The sequence below is a fragment of the Marinobacter lacisalsi genome (assembly GCF_042651045.1).
In the GTDB taxonomy this organism is placed as follows: Bacteria; Pseudomonadota; Gammaproteobacteria; order Pseudomonadales; family Oleiphilaceae; genus Marinobacter; species Marinobacter lacisalsi.
Genome location: NZ_JBHSDI010000063.1, coordinates 41,606 through 56,868 on the forward strand (window position 1 = coordinate 41,606; position 15,263 = coordinate 56,868).

The 15,263-nt window shown below is 61.0% G+C and carries 13 protein-coding genes; 10 read left to right on the forward strand and 3 right to left on the reverse strand.

All coding sequences use genetic code 11. From position 1 onward, the window contains the following. Positions 1–77: 77 nt before the first annotated feature. A complete protein-coding gene (locus ACFOZ5_RS18630; protein WP_379890180.1) occupies positions 78–1,553 on the reverse strand; it encodes an RICIN domain-containing protein in 1,476 nt (491 codons plus the stop codon). A 251-nt stretch (positions 1,554–1,804) separates the two neighbouring features. Between ACFOZ5_RS18630 and ACFOZ5_RS18635 the strand changes: the two genes are divergently transcribed. The 5 genes from ACFOZ5_RS18635 to mdoH all read left to right on the forward strand — a co-directional run bounded on the left by ACFOZ5_RS18635 (position 1,805) and on the right by mdoH (position 8,144). After that, positions 1,805–2,464: a class I SAM-dependent methyltransferase gene (locus ACFOZ5_RS18635; protein ID WP_379890182.1), complete on the forward strand. Its 660-nt coding sequence runs from the start codon at positions 1,805–1,807 to the stop codon at positions 2,462–2,464. Between the two features lie 188 nt (positions 2,465–2,652). After that, positions 2,653–3,984, forward strand: coding sequence for a hypothetical protein (locus ACFOZ5_RS18640; RefSeq protein WP_379890184.1), 1,332 nt, complete (start codon positions 2,653–2,655; stop codon positions 3,982–3,984). Positions 3,985–4,193: 209 nt separating this feature from the next. Continuing rightward, on the forward strand, positions 4,194–5,699 hold the full coding sequence (locus tag ACFOZ5_RS18645) for a glucan biosynthesis protein (RefSeq protein WP_379890186.1): 1,506 nt from the start codon (positions 4,194–4,196) through the stop codon (positions 5,697–5,699). Positions 5,700–5,746: 47 nt separating this feature from the next. After that, a complete protein-coding gene (locus ACFOZ5_RS18650) occupies positions 5,747–6,040 on the forward strand; it encodes a hypothetical protein (RefSeq protein ID WP_379890188.1) in 294 nt (97 codons plus the stop codon). After that, positions 6,024–8,144 carry a glucans biosynthesis glucosyltransferase MdoH gene (gene mdoH, locus ACFOZ5_RS18655; RefSeq protein ID WP_379890190.1) on the forward strand — a complete coding sequence of 707 codons (2,121 nt, stop codon included), beginning with the start codon at positions 6,024–6,026 and terminating at the stop codon, positions 8,142–8,144. Before ACFOZ5_RS18650 ends, mdoH begins: the two co-directional genes overlap by 17 nt. Positions 8,145–8,427: 283 nt before the next feature. On the opposite strand, the gene ACFOZ5_RS18660 is transcribed toward mdoH, so the two are convergent. Next, positions 8,428–10,047, reverse strand: coding sequence for a L,D-transpeptidase family protein (locus tag ACFOZ5_RS18660; RefSeq protein ID WP_379890193.1), 1,620 nt, complete (start codon positions 10,045–10,047; stop codon positions 8,428–8,430). A 202-nt stretch (positions 10,048–10,249) separates the two neighbouring features. Between ACFOZ5_RS18660 and ACFOZ5_RS18665 the strand changes: the two genes are divergently transcribed. From ACFOZ5_RS18665 to ACFOZ5_RS18675, 3 genes are all read left to right on the forward strand, one after another. Further along, positions 10,250–10,987, forward strand: coding sequence for a murein L,D-transpeptidase catalytic domain family protein (locus ACFOZ5_RS18665; protein WP_379890196.1), 738 nt, complete (start codon positions 10,250–10,252; stop codon positions 10,985–10,987). A 100-nt stretch (positions 10,988–11,087) separates the two neighbouring features. Continuing rightward, positions 11,088–11,783 carry an SDR family NAD(P)-dependent oxidoreductase gene (locus ACFOZ5_RS18670; RefSeq protein WP_379890199.1) on the forward strand — a complete coding sequence of 232 codons (696 nt, stop codon included), beginning with the start codon at positions 11,088–11,090 and terminating at the stop codon, positions 11,781–11,783. A 56-nt stretch (positions 11,784–11,839) separates the two neighbouring features. Continuing rightward, positions 11,840–12,961: a patatin-like phospholipase family protein gene (locus tag ACFOZ5_RS18675; RefSeq protein ID WP_379890201.1), complete on the forward strand. Its 1,122-nt coding sequence runs from the start codon at positions 11,840–11,842 to the stop codon at positions 12,959–12,961. 31 nt (positions 12,962–12,992) lie between these two features. Here ACFOZ5_RS18675 and ACFOZ5_RS18680 read toward each other — a convergent pair whose 3' ends face one another. Beyond that, positions 12,993–14,435: a phospholipase D family protein gene (locus ACFOZ5_RS18680; protein WP_379890202.1), complete on the reverse strand. Its 1,443-nt coding sequence runs from the start codon at positions 14,433–14,435 to the stop codon at positions 12,993–12,995. A gap of 79 nt (positions 14,436–14,514) precedes the next feature. Between ACFOZ5_RS18680 and ACFOZ5_RS18685 the strand changes: the two genes are divergently transcribed. Together ACFOZ5_RS18685 and ACFOZ5_RS18690 are read left to right on the forward strand one after the other, a co-directional pair. Then, positions 14,515–14,886, forward strand: a complete 372-nt coding sequence (locus ACFOZ5_RS18685; RefSeq protein WP_379890204.1) for a VOC family protein — start codon at positions 14,515–14,517, stop codon at positions 14,884–14,886. Between the two features lie 8 nt (positions 14,887–14,894). Then, a complete protein-coding gene (locus ACFOZ5_RS18690) occupies positions 14,895–15,263 on the forward strand; it encodes a YidH family protein (protein ID WP_379890205.1) in 369 nt (122 codons plus the stop codon).

The window sequence follows — 15,263 nt, forward strand, 5'->3', positions numbered from 1 at the left end:
GCAGTGGCTCGGCAGGTCAGTGAAGTCACCAAACGGGACACTGCGGGCCCGGCATCCTCTGCCGGGCCCGCAGGCGGTTACATCCTGTCCAGTTCAAACATCTGGTTGGTGTTGCCGCTGATACAGGTCCACTGCACCAGGTTGGCGCCCGCGTCCTGGGAGAAGCCGTTAACATCCAGGCATTTCTCGCTGTGTTTGGGGATAATCCTCCAGCGGCCGGTGCCGGCACTCTGGAAGCGGAACAGCTGGTTGTCGTTGCCCAGCCAGTCCCAGATCATCACATTGGCACCGTTTTCCGTGGAGATCCCGGCGATATCCAGTGCCTTGTCCGGTCCGTGGGAGGGTGCGATCCGGTAGTAGCCATCGCGGATGTGGGTCACGTTCCACTTCTGGCACACATTGTTAAGCCAGTTCCACTGCTGCACATTGGTTCCCGCACCGGTGTCGCACATGGCCAGGTCCATGGCCTTTCCGCTGTGGACGGGGGTGATGCGGAACGTGCCGTTGTCAATATTGGCACTGCCACCATTGTCGCCGCCATTGCCCGGATTCGAGGGCGGGGTTCCTACCCGGGCACAGCCGGATACGTTGAGGCTGGAGCTGTTGGTGCGCACCAGCTGGCAGTTGGGGTTGCCATTACTTACCGAGCCGCTCAGCACAAGGGTATTACTGGCGTCTTCCAGGAAAATTCCCTGGGCGCTGCTGTTGGCGATGTCTACATGGCCGATGGTGGTACCGTTACTACCGGATACACTGAAGAAGCCACGGCCCGAATTGCGGGAGTAGATGCTTTCCACCTCCACGTTGGGGCCGTTGTTGTTGGCCACCCGGAAGGTGGCATAGCCGCCGCCCTGGTTGTTGCGGTTGCCGGTGACCGCTCCCACGGTACCGTTGCGGGAGTCGTTCAGCAGCAAGCCTGAGCCACCACTGTTGTTGACTGTAACGTCCCCAATGGTGAAACCGTCCACGCCGTAGGTTTCGATGCCATGGGTGCGGGAACCTTCCACCCGGATATTGCCACTGATGGTCAGGTTGCGTGCCGGTCCGGTGGAGGCGTCCACCCGGATACCCAGGCCAACCGGGTTACTGATGTTCAGATTCATGGTGATGTTGTGCAATGTGACGTTGGAGCAACCCCGGAACCAGACGCCATAGCGGGGGTTACCCTCCACGTTCAGGTTACGCACGGCAACTCCGTTGCGGCCGTTACAGTAGACCGGTACCACCAGTTCACCACCGTTGGCGGTGATGGTATTGCCGTGAAAGTCGAGCACGGTGCCGTCGTCTGGACGTATGCCATAGACGTTGCCGCCGTCGGAGCCGGAGCTGCCGGAGGTGCGCACGTTAACGGTGCCGGGCCCCATGTTATTGATGGCGGCGTTCACCGCATCGAACATGCGGGTGCCGGTGTAGACATTGGCGCCATCGACAGTGGCGCGCCAGTAATAACCACTACGCTGGACCTCGGCGTCGGCCAGTGCGGTCAGCGGGAAAGCGGACAGCAGCGCAAGGGCGATGGCCCCGCTGCGAAGGGCTGTTGATCCTGAAGGCATAATGAACACTCCGGGTTGGCAGAGCCGCCGACCGGGGTCTACCGGTCCGGTACTGCGCCGAGTGTCCCGTCGGGACACTGTTCCTTTGCGGCCCTGAAGGCTTTGTTATTGTACTGCTTCCGGTTATCGTAGCTTGCCGCAACCGCTACGCTGCATGACCCCAACTCCGTGATCCCCGCTCCGTGCGTGGCTAGGGTTGGAAAGTGGCTGCGTGGTTCTCAAACCATCGTTCTGTAATCCGGAGAGCATTCTTGGAAGCGCGAAACCTGGCGGCCCGCCATTTTTGCAGCGTGTGTCATAGGGGACCGCTGACGGAATTTGCCAGGGTTGGCCCGCGGCTATACCGCCGCTGTGGCTGTTGTGGCGCCACGCTGATGGATCCGCAGGGCTGGCTGTCACCTGGTGAGGAGCGGGAGGTCTACCGGCTTCACGATAACGCCGTGGATGATATCGGGTACCGGCGTTTTCTGAGCAAACTGGCGGACCCCCTGCTGCAACAGCTCACCCCCGGGCTCAAAGGGCTGGATTTTGGCTGTGGCCCCGGGCCTGCACTGGCTGCGATGCTGGAAGAACAGGGAATGGATGTGGCCCGATACGATCCGGCGTTTTTCCCCGATGACTCAGTGTTCCGGCAGCAGTGGGATTTCATTACCTGTACCGAGGTCATTGAGCACCTGAAAGATCCCCTGGGGGTATTCCACCAGCTGGATGCCATGCTGGGGCAGGGTGGGGTGTTGGGAGTGATGACCTGTTTCCAGACCGACGACAGCCGGTTCGCCAACTGGCATTATCGGCGGGACCCCACTCACATCGTGTTCTACCGGGAGCAGACCCTTCAATGGCTGGCGGATCACCTGGGGTGGTCGCTGGAGATCCCCTGCAAGGACGTAGCGATCTTCCACAAGCCCTGATCGTCCGTACTGCCGAATCCATGTGTCCTGTTGTAACTAACTCATGTCGTTGAACTGGTCAGGTTCTACAGTTGACGTGGGGGTTTCAAAGACTTGCCGAAGTCTCTGTTTAAAAAGAAATATTAAAATTGTAAAGACATGCTAACAGGAGATCTGGATCATGGATTGACTCTTACGGAAAGTTTAGCATGGCGGCATTGTTTCGCGACCGGCCCGACCTGACCACCATGAGATACTCGCCGTTCAGCTCCTCCTGCCTTCGATGCGCGGTAATGGCCTTCTCGGTCATGACCGGGTCCGTGATGGTGTCGGCGGCTGAAGTGACACCGCGGGTTGACCAGCCTCAACGCACCCTGAACCTGTTACACGAGAGTCTGCTGTGGATCCGGCATCGTCATTATGAGCCTGTGCTGCCGTCGCCCGCGTCGTCGCCAGAGGCGGCCGCCATCCCTGGCCCGGTCTCGTCAGCGACGATTCCGATTTCTTCGGTGGCGGCCCGCGACCGCTGGATTGGGCAGCACTTCTTCCTGAAGGGTGAGGATCATGAGGCCGAGCATACCGACCGGGTCAGGGTGGGTTTCGAAACTGAACGGATTCCCGGTTTCAATCACAACCTGTCGGTGAACTACAACTGGTCTACCTCTCAGCAACCGGGCGATACTACCATGGACATGGGCATCGCCTGGCAGGTGCCGCTGGAGGAGAACCAGCTGGCCTTCCGCGCCCGGATGCACCAGTACGATGACGAAGTGGATTCCGCTGATGTGAAACGGGTCCGGGGCACCCGTCAGACCCTGGAGGTCGATATGGGCCGCAGTCTGTATCAGACTGGCCATGGCGGACTGGACGCGCGGGTGATCACCACCGACGTCACCGACCGCTGGTATGAGAACGGCGACCTCTCCTCTGAAGCACGCCAGAGCTACTCCCTGATCCGGCTCGATGGCTACCTGGAGCACGACCTGACGGCCATTGGCGCGTACGCGGATCTGGGCCTGACCATAGAAGGCTGCGTGGCCCTGATGGACGGTGCTGAACAGCAATCCTGTGGAGAGCAGCTGGGTGCCTTCCAGCGCTATAACCTGAACGCCAGTGTCCGTCGGCAGTGGCTGAACATGGACTGGGGCCTGCACGGGGAGTATCAATTTACTCCGGATGAGCTGCCGTCCTGGCGGTATATGGAAGTGGGGCCTGGCTTGATCCACGGCTTTGGCGGGCAGGTCATGCGCGGCCGGGAAGGCGGTTGGGTGAGGCTGGACAGCGAAACCCGCGACCGCTTGCTATGGTCGCCCCTGGAAGTCTACACCAGCCTGCGGTTCTCGGTCCTGAGGGGCTGGACGGAAGCCGCTGGTGATCCGGATCTCACCAGCCGGGCCAGTGTCGCTGAAGTGTTCTGGCAGGTCAGTGGTGACAATTTGTCCGGCGGAGTACGGGCTGGCACGCTGCTGGACAGCACCGGACCCGGCATCGTGGCCACCAATGTGCCCGATGTTTCCCTCAATCTTTCCTGGACGCTCTAGGGAACATCCCTGCCTTTCATCCCGCACGCTCCCGCGATCACTAAGCGCTGCTGACAGAGTCTGCCAGGCCTTCGTTGTACCTGACTTACAAAGCCGTCACTTGCTGCCAGGCCCGCGCGGGGTTACAAAAAGGGGTAATGTTAGGTCGTTCACTCGTATTTTATTCAGGGAACCCCGATATGCTGCGTCCGCTGGCAGGACTGTTGTGCATGTTTCTGGTAGCCACTGAAGGCACCGCTGCTGAAGTTTTCGGTTTTGATGATGTCGCAGAGAAGGCCCGCCGGCTGGCCGGGAAGAACTGGTCGGCACCGCCGGAGGTACCGGACTTTCTCAAGGATATCGAGTACAGCCGGTTCCAGGAGATACGCTTCCGGGAGGAACGTAACCTGTGGCGTGATACTGACTCACGGTTCCAGGTCATGCTGACCCCCGCCGGTCATTATTTTTCCCACGCTGTCGCCCTGAACGAGATACACGACGGTGACGTAAAGCCCGTCCCCTTTGTGCGGGACAACTTTTCCTACCCCAGCGAGGAATTCGCCAAGCGTATTCCGGCCGATCTTGGTTATGCCGGGTTTCGCCTGACCTACCCGTTGCGCGGACCGGACATCAATAACCAGTTTCTTTCGTTCGCTGGCGCCAGCTATTTCCGTGGTGTTGGTCGCAATGACGGGTTTGGTCTGTCAGCCCGGGGGGTGGCTATTGATACCGGGTTGCCGAGTGGGGAGGAATTTCCCTCCTTTATTGAGTTCTGGCTGGAGAAGCCGGATGCCGAAGCCGAACAGGTGGTGGCCTATGCCTTGCTGGATGGGCCCAGCCTGACCGGGGCCTACCGCTTTACTGTCCAGCCGGGAGATGCCCTGGAAATCGACGTGCAGGCCCGGCTGTTTTTCCGTAAAGAGACAGAGTTGCCCGGCTACGCGCCGTTAACCAGCATGTTCTACTACGGTGAGAATACCCCGCGCCCGGACGGTGAATGGCGCCCCCAGACCCACGATTCTGACGGCTTGCTGGTTGTATCCGGAGATTCCGGTGAGTGGCTCTGGCGCCCGCTGATCAATCCGGCGTCTTTGCGTATGAGCTATCTCCAGGCCAATGATCCGAAGGGGTTCGGCCTGATCCAGAGGGACAGGGATTTCCGGGATTTCCACGATCTGGAGGCCCGCTATGAACGTCGCCCCAGCGCCTGGGTTCAGCCGAAGGGTGACTGGGGCAAGGGTAACGTGGTGCTGGTGGAGATACCCACACGGTCCGAGGTCAACGACAACATCGTGGCCTTCTGGTCGCCGTCGGACTCGCCGGGAGCCGGAGAGACGGTCGATCTGAACTATACTCTGAAATTCGGGCCGCCGGGTATCAGTGGTCACCCGGCGGGGGTGGCAGTGAATACGTTTCTTGGCGATGGCAACCGCATTGGCGGGGGTGACCAGGAGGGTGCCTACCGTGTACTGGTGGATTTCGCAGGAGGGCCCCTTGACGATATTGAAGCCGGGTCTGATGTCGTGAGCCATGTCAGTGCGAGCAACGACACAGAGGTGCTGGAGCACTTCGTAGAGTATTCCGAGCCTACCGGGCAATGGCGGCTGTCCATGTTGGTGCGCCCGGCGCCGGAACAGAGTCTGGCCCTGCGCGCCTTTCTGTCCCGTGGTGGGGAACCGCTGACGGAAACCTGGACTTACGAGTTGCCACCGGGGGTGGATATTCGCGACCGGTGACAGTCCGATACATTGCTGGAACCGCTACTGAATGACTGAGGCGAACCATGGATAAAGCGATCTGTCAGTATGCCCTTGACCGGGTGATGCTGTATCTGCAGAACTATGGAATAGAACCGTCGCCCTCCGTATGCCGCCGGGCCCTGGGGCTGATTGACGATTGCCTTGCGGAATCCGGTGCCGATGACCCGGACGCCTGCAATACTGAACGGGCCCTTCCCGGGGTACTGGCCATGGTTTTTGATCGTTTGCCACAGGTGTTTGAACTCCCGGAGCTGGACCTGCCGGTCCAGCGGCCACCCATCCTGCGGGGGAGTATCGGCTATGGGCCTCCCGTATGAGGTTGCCAGGGAGAGCCTGAGGGCAACCTCCGATGTCGTCCGGCGTCCGTGGCGATCGGTAGCGACGGTCAGACGTTTCCTGCTGGCGGTAGTCGTTCTCGGGCAAACCCTGTTTGCCACCTGGTACATGCTTCAGGTATTGCCCTATCACGGCGGCACCTGGGTCGAAATCGGGCTGGCCGGATTGTTTTCCGTGCTCTACGCGTGGATTGCTGTGGGCTTCTGGACGGCGGTCTATGGCTTCCTGATTCGCCTGTCAGGTGGTGACCGCTGGTCCCTGGCGCACAGGCACGACGAGAACACGCTGGCGTCGACCCCTCTGGCCCGGACCGCAGTGGTCATGCCGATCTACCACGAACCCGTGCAGAGAACGCTGCGGGGGTTGCGGGCTATCTACCGGGATCTCGAACGAGCCGGGCAGATCGAGCATTTCGAGTTCTATATTCTCTCCGACAGCCGGGATCCGGACATATGGCTCGAAGAGCAGGCCGCCTGGCAGGGCCTGTGCACCGAGCTGAATGCCAACGGTCGCCTGTTCTATCGCCGGCGGACGGTCAACCTCAACTACAAGAGCGGCAATGTGGCGGATTTCCTGCGGCGCTGGGGGCGTCGGTGCCGCTATACCGTGGTTCTGGACGCCGATAGCCTGATGGGGGGCGACACCCTGATTCGCATGGTCCGCCTGATGGAGCGTGAGCCCCGGGTGGGTATTCTGCAGACCAACCCTGGCGTGGTGCGGGGGCGTTCCCTGTTTGCCCGCCTGCAGCAGTTTTCCAACCGCTTGTATGCGCCGCTTTTTGCCACTGGCCTGGCGGCCATCCAGATGGGCGATGCGGCCTTCTGGGGGCACAATGCCATCCTGCGGACCGAAGCCTTCATGGACCATTGCGGCCTGCGCAAGCTGCCCGGTGCCGGCCTGTTTCGCGGGCCGATCCTCAGCCATGACTTCGTTGAGGCGGCGTTCATGGGCAGGGCCGGGTACGAAGTCTGGCTGGAGCCTACCCTGGGGGCGAGCTATGAGGAGTCACCTCCCAGCCTGGCGGACGAGCTGTCCCGGGACCGACGCTGGGCCAAGGGCAACCTGCAGCATCTCTGGATCATGCTGACGTCCCCGGGGTTGCGATTTGCCCACCGCATGGCTTTCTTCAATGGCATCATGGGGTACCTGGCCTCCCCTTTGTGGTTGCTGTTCCTGATACTGACCACTGTGGAAGCGGCCCAGCTCGCCCTGATGCCAATCGATTACTTCCCCGATGATCAGCCCGGGCTGTTTCCGCTATGGCCGGAGTGGCGGCCGGGGCTGGCGCTGTCGCTTGCCCTGACCACCGTCACCATGCTGTTTGCGCCCAAGTTCATTGCCTGGCTGGATGCCCTGATACAGGGGAGGGCGAAACAGTTCGGTGGGGCCGTGAGGACTCTGGTGAGTGTGCTGGTGGAAACGGTGGTGTCGGTACTGCTGGCCCCGATCAAGATGCTGACCCATTCCGCCTACGTACTGGGTGCCCTGGCCAACCTGTCACTGAGTTGGGCCGGGCAGAACCGGACTGAGGAAACCCAGTGGCGGGAAGCGCTGGTGACCCAGGCACCGGGTATGGCCATCGGGATTGCCTGGTCGGCATTCGCCTGGTACCTGGATCCGTTGTTTTTCCTTTGGTCGCTACCGGTAGCCATCCCCCTGATTCTGGCAGCACCCACCTCGGTCTGGCTCAGTCGCATACGACCGGGGCAGGGCCTGCGGCGGGCCGGAGTCCTCTGTACCCCCGAGGAAACCGGTCCCAGTGCGCTGCTCAGGGATACCGACGATGAAGAGTCGCTGCTGCCGCTGCTGGATCGGCTGAACCGGTTCGAGGAGGCGGTGCTGTTGCCAGGTGTCAATGCCATGCATTGCAGCCTGGCCCGGAGCCATCCTGGCCGGTTACGCCGGGAAACGCTGCAGGCACTGGCCCGGCGGTGTCTGGCTGAGGGCCCGGAGGCCCTCAGCCGTTCAGAACTGAGCCATATATGCCGCGACAGTGACACCCTGGCCTGGCTGCACCGGGCGGCATGGCGATCCGACCCCGACACCTGGTGGGGGCGCAAGTTGTCGCAGGTGGTGGCTGCCTAGTGTCCCGTGCGGTCAATTCGCTGACCTACTGAGCCACTGAGAGCCTTGAGAGCAAGGCGCGGTGGCGAAGTTTTGGTGGTTCCAAATCGAGTCAGCGCAACACAGCTATCAAGGCTCTCAGTGGCTCCCGAAGGGCGCGACGCTGGGGCCTCTGGCCGGTGTTGCCAGCCCTTGATGTGGAACCACCACACCTGCGAACTGGCGCCTTGGCCAGAGGCCCCAGCGTCACGCAGTAGGTCAGCGAATTGACCGCACGGGACACTCGTGTCCCTTAACACAAGTATCAGACTTCCTCGTCGAGCAGGTCGATCACCAGCCGGTCCTCACCGTAGGTATCCTGGCGAAAGCGGATCTCGCCTTCAGGGCCGACTTCCGCAGTCCGGTAGGTCATCACCAGCCTGATTCGGTCTGGCAGGGACAGGTTGCGGGTGTCCCCGGTGCTTTGGGCCTGACGAATCTGCTCCACATTCCCCCGGAACAGCAATTCTGTCAGTTGCATGGCGTTCTCCACCCGGACACAGCCGGAACTGTAGAAGCGATCCGGCGTCTCGAACAACCAGCGGGACGGGGTGTCGTGCAGATATACCGCATACGGATTCTGAAAACGTATGGCCACTTCGCCCAGGGCATTGCCCGGGCCGGCGGCCTGTCTCAGCAACAGGTTGCCCGGGGCGCTCCAGTCCACCTCTTCGGGATCCAGCTCGGCGCCATTGCGGTCCAGTACCGTCAGCCTGTTCCGTTTCAGGTAATCCGGATCTGCCAGGATCGCCGGCAGGGTGTCCTCGTAGAATACCGTTGGGGGAATGGTCCAGGTGGGGTTTAGCGTGACGTGGCTTATGGTGGAGGTCAGCGCAGGGGTCTTGCGCTCCGGGCGGCCTACCTGGGTGTTACCTTGCCATACTTCCCGCCCATCACGAATCAGCGTCGCCCGCGCATCGGCGATGTCCACCAGCACCATGTCGTCCGCATAATAGGGAGTTACCCATCGCAACCGCTCCAGGTTGGCCCGGGAGCGGGCCTTCCAGGCGCCAGGGGGCGTGTTCAGCGCTTCACCGGTTGCCCGCCCTGCCAGCCCATCGGGTTCCAGTCCGTGGTCACGCTGAAATGCCTGCAGGGCTTTCTCCAGCGAGTCGTCAAAAGTGGCTTCTGGCGGGGCCTTCTCATGGCTGCCGTTCTCTGCCATTTCCGGATCTGGCAGAGTGAGATAGTCCTGGGCCGCCAGTCGCCTGGCCAGCGCTGTTACCCGTGGGCCGCTGTCTCCCGGTCGCAGAGTGGGGCCCGGCGGCACGGTTGGCCAGCTTTCCGGCAGGTTGCGATGCAGGTTCCGGTAGGCGTCCCGGAGCGCCATGTAGGGGCTGACGGATGGCCGTACATTACGGTACGCCTTCCGCAGGCCTTGCTGATGATAGAAATCCCGGTGAATGTTGATGGCAAATCGCTCTGCGTCCGGATTCCGGGAGCTCTGGTGCCACATCAGCCCGAGTTTCTCCGGGTCCAGTCGGCCGTGGGCCAGATCGGACAGGGACCATGCCAGGGCCAGCGATGCCACCTGCGACTGGCAGGGGGTAGGAGGCATGCCTGCCTTCAGTTGGTCGGTGATGCGGGCCAGGTCCGAGAGCAGGTAGTTTTGTGGGTTAAGACCATCCCATCTGAGCCGGTCCAGTTCCCGCAACAGCTGTTGCCAGGTCAGCAGTTCCCGCCAGCGTTCGGTATGGGGTTTGATGATACCCAGCTCAGCGACGGTTCGGGTAACAAATGCCGGCGCCTCGGGCAGTGAGGGGCACTCCGCCTGAAGGTCCTGGGCCTGGCTGGTAACGGCGAGGGTCAGCCAGAGTCCGACTACACCGGCCAGCTGACTGATCGCGCGACCTGGTGGGTAACCGGTTGACTCGTTCCGCATCATGTCTGTCCTCCAAAGCCGGCTTTTAGCCTGTTACCGCAGGTAAGCTGTATTTCGCTTTGTTTGTTTTTTGTACATTTCGAACCATTTCCCGGATTATCGCGGGGGATCTATTGCACAATAGGGATCAATGGCGAGCCGGGGCCGTTTTCATCCGCCCGGGTAAGGCTCTGCCGGATCCCCGCTTCAGCATGAGGAATGGTAAATGGTAGTCAGTGGTCTGAGACACGCTTTGTGGGTATCGGTTTGTGCGCTTACGTTCAGCCTGCCTTCAGTACCCAGTCTAGCAGCGGAAAGCCAGGACAGCCTGTTCTCCGGACTTTCCAGCGCCGCTCCCGATCTCGACCCGCAGGTATTGCGCTATGCACTGGAGGCCACCCAGTGTGCGGTCCGCAACGGGGAAAGCTCCCCGGAGCGACTGGCGGTCATCGACTTTTCACAACCCTCCAGCAAGGAGCGCTTGTGGATCTTCGACCTTCGGCAACAAACGCTCCTGATGCGAGATCTGGTGGCCCATGGCCGTAATTCCGGCAATCTCGAATCCACCCGGTTCTCCAACGTCGAGGGCAGTCACCAGTCCAGTATCGGCCTGTTCCGGGCAGCTGAAAGCTATCGGGGCAAGCATGGCTATTCCCTGCGACTGGATGGGCTCGAGCCGGGTTTCAATGACTTGGCGCGGCAACGGGCCATCGTCATTCACGGTGCGGACTATGTCGACCCATCGTGGATCGACACTTATGGCCGTATTGGCAGGAGTCTCGGCTGCCCGGCGGTAAGGCAGGAAATCAGCGACCAGGTGGTGGATTCCCTGAAGGGCGGTCAACTGGTGTTCAAATATTACCCTGACCAGGACTGGCTTGCCCGCTCAGGCCTGCTCAACTGTGGCGATTCCACGGTTGCGGGTGCCGCTTCCGACGTTGCTGGCGAAGAACGCGGCTCCTGAATAATTCCTGCTGAAATGGGAGGGGCTTTTACGCCCCGACGGTTTCTCGGCTATTCTGACTGCAAACACACAGTCTTACGAATGGCAGGAGAAACCATCAATGTCAGAACCTTCCCTCCAACACCCGCTAACGGGCAAACGCATCCTGGTGACCCAGGCCGACGCCTTTATGGGCCCGGTACTCTGTGAGGTACTGGAAGAGCAGGGCGCTACCGTTATCGCCAGCCGTGAGGATATTGCCGACCCGGACGCGCCCCGACGGATTGTCGACCAGGCAGGCTCTGTTGATATTCTGGTGGCCAACCTGGCCGTGCCGGCGCCCTCCAGCAGGGTGGGCGATGTGTCGGCCGGGGAGTGGCGCGATACCTTTGCGACCATGGTAGACCCCCTGCCCAGGTTGATGCAGGCGGTGTTGCCCGGCATGCGAGAGCAGGGCCATGGTCGGGTGCTGGTTATGGGTAGCGCCTCGGCCCTGCGTGGCATGAAGCGGGCTTCCACCTACAGTGCCGCCCGGGGGGCGCAGATGGCCTGGACCCAGTCGGTGGGTGTGGAACTGGCCCCCGAGAACATCCAGGTGAACCTGATCGCCCAGAATTTTGTGGATAATCCGACTTATTTCCCGCCAGAGATTCAGGAGAATCCCCGCTTCCAGGAACGCCTGAAACGAGAGGTGCCCCTGGGCCGGCTGGTCAGTGCCAGGGAGGACGCCCAGTTTGCGGCCTACCTGTGTAGCGATGCGGCAAGCTGTTTCGTTGGGCAGGTCTTCCCGGTCTGTGGGGGCTGGGTCAATCGCTAGCCGGGTCCCGGGATCGGATCGTGCCGGTTAGTTCCGCAACGAGCAGGGAGGCGTTCATGGAAACTGGAATCATACTGTCGGGAGGCGGTGCCCGCGCCGCCTACCAGGTCGGCGTGCTCAGGGGCATCTCCGACATGTACCCTGATTGGGAGAACCCGTTCCGGGTAATCGTGGGCACCTCGGCCGGTGCCATCAATGCGGTCGCAATGGCCGGCGGGCATCCGATTTTCCGGCACAATATCAGCCACCTGGAAAGTCTGTGGTCGGAAATTACGGTCAACCGCATCTACAAGAGCCAGACCCTGGCACTTTTCCGCAATATGACCGGTGTTGCCCGTCGGCTACTTGTCGCCGAACAGGATTCATCCCCGGTCGCTCTGCTCAATAACAGCCCCTTGCGGAAAATGCTGGAAGAGGAAGTGGATTTTGAGGCCATTTCATCGGCGATTGACGAGGGCCGGTTATCGGCGCTCGGCGTTAACGCCTGTGGCTACTCCACCGGCCAGAATCTGTGTTTTTTCCAGGGGCGGGATGACCTCAAGAGCTGGACCGTGGGGCAGCGTGCCGGTTCGCGGACCCGGCTGACCCTGGATCATGTGATGGCCTCTGCGGCCATTCCCACCGTGTTCCCACCGGTACTGATCAACCGGGAATACTTCGGTGACGGGGTTACCCGCCAGATGGCCCATGTCAGCCCGGCCCTGAGGCTGGGCGCGGAACGGGTGCTGGTGATCGGGGTCAGCGCCAACGGCATGTGCCCCACGGAGCGGCCTGAGCCACCGGGAAGTCCGACCTTTGCACAGGTGATTGCCCAGGTTTTCAATGGTATGTTTCTGGACACCCTCGATTACGACATAGATCGCCTGAGGCTCATAAACCGGCTGTTGGAGCTGATACCGGAGGAGCGAAAGCAGGAGGCCGGTCTCGATCTGAAGCCGATCGACGTGCTTGAGATTTCTCCCAGCCACCAGATCAATGACATAGCGGCAAAGTACATTGATGGCATGCCACTGGTATTGCGTAACCTGGTAGGGGCAACCGACCGGCACCATGGCACCGCCGCCAGCCTCGCCAGTTACCTGTTGTTCGACCCCCGTTTCTGTCAGGAGCTGATCACGCTTGGCTACCACGATGCCCAGCAGCACGCCAACCAGATATACCGTTTCTTCCTCGACTGACCGGACGGAGGGGTGGGCTTGGCCGTATCCGTCAGAAGGTTGAGAAGCCTGTCGCCTCCATGAACCGGTATTGCCAGTATCTGAAACGGGATTCGTCGGGATTGGCCGAGTAGGGCAGGCTGAAAACCGGTGTGGAGCCCGGGCCGTTCTGCCATAGCCGGTCAAACAGTTCCGTTGCTGTCGCCATGGCCGGTTGACTGGCCGGGCCGGTCATCAGCATCGAGGTTTCCAGGTTGTAGTCGTCGATGTTGCGCCGGGTCAGGTTGGCGGAGCCCAGCAACAGCCTGATCTGGCCGGTGCCCTCCCGCAGCATCAGCAGTTTGTTGTGGCACTGCTCGCCGGCGGTGTTGCACCAGCGCACCTCAATGCCCGCCTGTCGCAGTTCAAAGGCCACCTGGCGGTTGGGGATGCCATTCTTTTCGTGGCCGAAAGCATCCTGGTTCTGGTCGAGCAGTATCCTCAGGCTGGCGCCGCGCTCATGGGCGGCCTTAAGGGCTTCGATGCTGCCTCGGTGGGACAGGTAGAACATGGCAAGGTCAACCTGGTCACCCTGACGGGCCCGGCCAAGCAGATCAATGGCGGCGTCGCGGATGCCCGCTTCGGTGAGTACCTGCCCCTGCAATTCGCTGGTCTGGTCCCCGGTCGGGTATATGTGCCCGGGTAATGACCAGTCAGGGATGGGGACTCCGGACAGGGCCAGCACCGATTCCTCCGTGGCCAGCAGGTCCAGGGCAGCCGGTCCGGTAAAGGTGACGGCCGTGTTCCAGTGGCGGCTGCTGCCGGCATGGGGGTTGGCCGAGGTGATCAGGCCACGGAGCTGGTCACCGTCGTCCACCACCATTGTCTTGCGGTGGTTGGCCTTGAAATTGAGCAGTGCCAGGTAGCTGCGCAGGGTTATCTTGCCACCGTCCAGGGCATTGGGCAGCCAGCCACCATCCGGGTTGTTGCCGAACCAGTGGCAGCACAGTCGCCAGAGGGATGACCAGGTGGGGTTGGAATCCCTTAGCGGGCGCAGGTCGGTTTCCACCAGGGTGATGCCAGCCTCCCGCAGCTGCTCGAAATCTGACTGACGCATACCGCCATAGACGGTGTTCAGGGGGTCGGTGATCACCACCACGTCCAGCTCCGGCACCGCCTGCTTGCGTTCGATCAGTGCCCGGGTCAGTTTGGCGGCCAGGGGTTCAAAGCTGTCATCCGGTGCGCTGTCATTGAACAGGAACATGTCGATGACAATCATCTTGCGGGCCTGGGCGATCAGCGCGAACACTTCCTGAAAAATGCCCTGGCTCTGGAAGTGCTCGCCGGTACTGCTTCGCCAGCTGATATCCGGGATCAGCCGCACATCATACAGCGGCCTGACTGGCGCGGTTTTTGACAGGCCTGCCGGCATGGGTTTGAACGTGTTATAAAGACCCGTCGCCAGCATCAGCGCAATGACAACGGTGGCGATAACCTTGAACGAGATCAGGTGCATCCCTGCGGGGTCTCCTGTACTAATAGTTGTGTTAGTTGTTCATGCATTATAAACAGATAAAATAAAAAGGGTTTTCGATATGATAGGTTACGTGACCATCGGTGTCAGTGACATGGAGCGGGCGAAGGCGTTCTACAGCGATCTACTGGCGGATCTGGACGCCAGGATCCTGATGGATATGGAGCGCATTGCTTTCTTCGGCCAGAGTATGGGCAAGCCCATGCTGGCGGTGTGTATTCCCTACGACCAGCAGCCCAACCATCCGGGCAACGGCAACATGGTCGCTCTCAACCCGGGTTCCAAGGAACGGGTGGACAAGCTCTATCACAAGGCGATCGAGCTCGGGGCCACCTGTGATGGTGAGCCCGGGCAACGTATACCGGACCGCTTCTATGGCGCCTATATCCGCGATCCGGATGGCAACAAGGTGGCGTTTTTTCACTTTGGCTAGGAGGCACCATGTCCGATCTGGACGACCCCAGGGTACTGTTTGCGGCGGAGCGGACCATGCTGGCGTGGAACCGGACCAGCGTGGTGCTGATCACGTTCGGCTTCATGGTCGAACGGTCCAACATATTGATGCCGGTGCTGGCGCCGGAGCAGTCTGACCCGGTGGGTAGTGCCATGACCTTCTGGCTGGGTATTGCTTTTATCGTGCTGGGAGCCTTCAGCGCCGCCTTCTCGTCGAGGCAGTATCTGGTGGTGCTGAGAACCCTGTCGCCCAGTGAGTTCCCCTCAGGTTACCGGGTAACCTGGGGGTTTATGGTCAACGTGGTGGTGGCCGCGCTGGGTATGGCCCTGGCCATGGTTCTGGCATTTGGCCGCTGA

Bases quoted from the DNA above. Each gene is read 5' to 3' on its own strand.
- ACFOZ5_RS18630 (WP_379890180.1), bottom strand. From the start codon at position 1,553: ATGCCTTCAGGATCAACAGCCCTTCGCAGCGGGGCCATCGCCCTTGCG.
- ACFOZ5_RS18640 (WP_379890184.1), top strand. From the start codon at position 2,653: ATGGCGGCATTGTTTCGCGACCGGCCCGACCTGACCACCATGAGATAC.
- ACFOZ5_RS18645 (WP_379890186.1), top strand. From the start codon at position 4,194: ATGTTTCTGGTAGCCACTGAAGGCACCGCTGCTGAAGTTTTCGGTTTT.
- ACFOZ5_RS18650 (WP_379890188.1), top strand. From the start codon at position 5,747: ATGGATAAAGCGATCTGTCAGTATGCCCTTGACCGGGTGATGCTGTAT.
- mdoH (WP_379890190.1), top strand. From the start codon at position 6,024: ATGGGCCTCCCGTATGAGGTTGCCAGGGAGAGCCTGAGGGCAACCTCC.
- ACFOZ5_RS18660 (WP_379890193.1), bottom strand. From the start codon at position 10,047: ATGATGCGGAACGAGTCAACCGGTTACCCACCAGGTCGCGCGATCAGT.
- ACFOZ5_RS18665 (WP_379890196.1), top strand. From the start codon at position 10,250: ATGGTAGTCAGTGGTCTGAGACACGCTTTGTGGGTATCGGTTTGTGCG.
- ACFOZ5_RS18670 (WP_379890199.1), top strand. From the start codon at position 11,088: ATGTCAGAACCTTCCCTCCAACACCCGCTAACGGGCAAACGCATCCTG.
- ACFOZ5_RS18675 (WP_379890201.1), top strand. From the start codon at position 11,840: ATGGAAACTGGAATCATACTGTCGGGAGGCGGTGCCCGCGCCGCCTAC.
- ACFOZ5_RS18680 (WP_379890202.1), bottom strand. From the start codon at position 14,435: ATGCACCTGATCTCGTTCAAGGTTATCGCCACCGTTGTCATTGCGCTG.
- ACFOZ5_RS18685 (WP_379890204.1), top strand. From the start codon at position 14,515: ATGATAGGTTACGTGACCATCGGTGTCAGTGACATGGAGCGGGCGAAG.
- ACFOZ5_RS18690 (WP_379890205.1), top strand. From the start codon at position 14,895: ATGTCCGATCTGGACGACCCCAGGGTACTGTTTGCGGCGGAGCGGACC.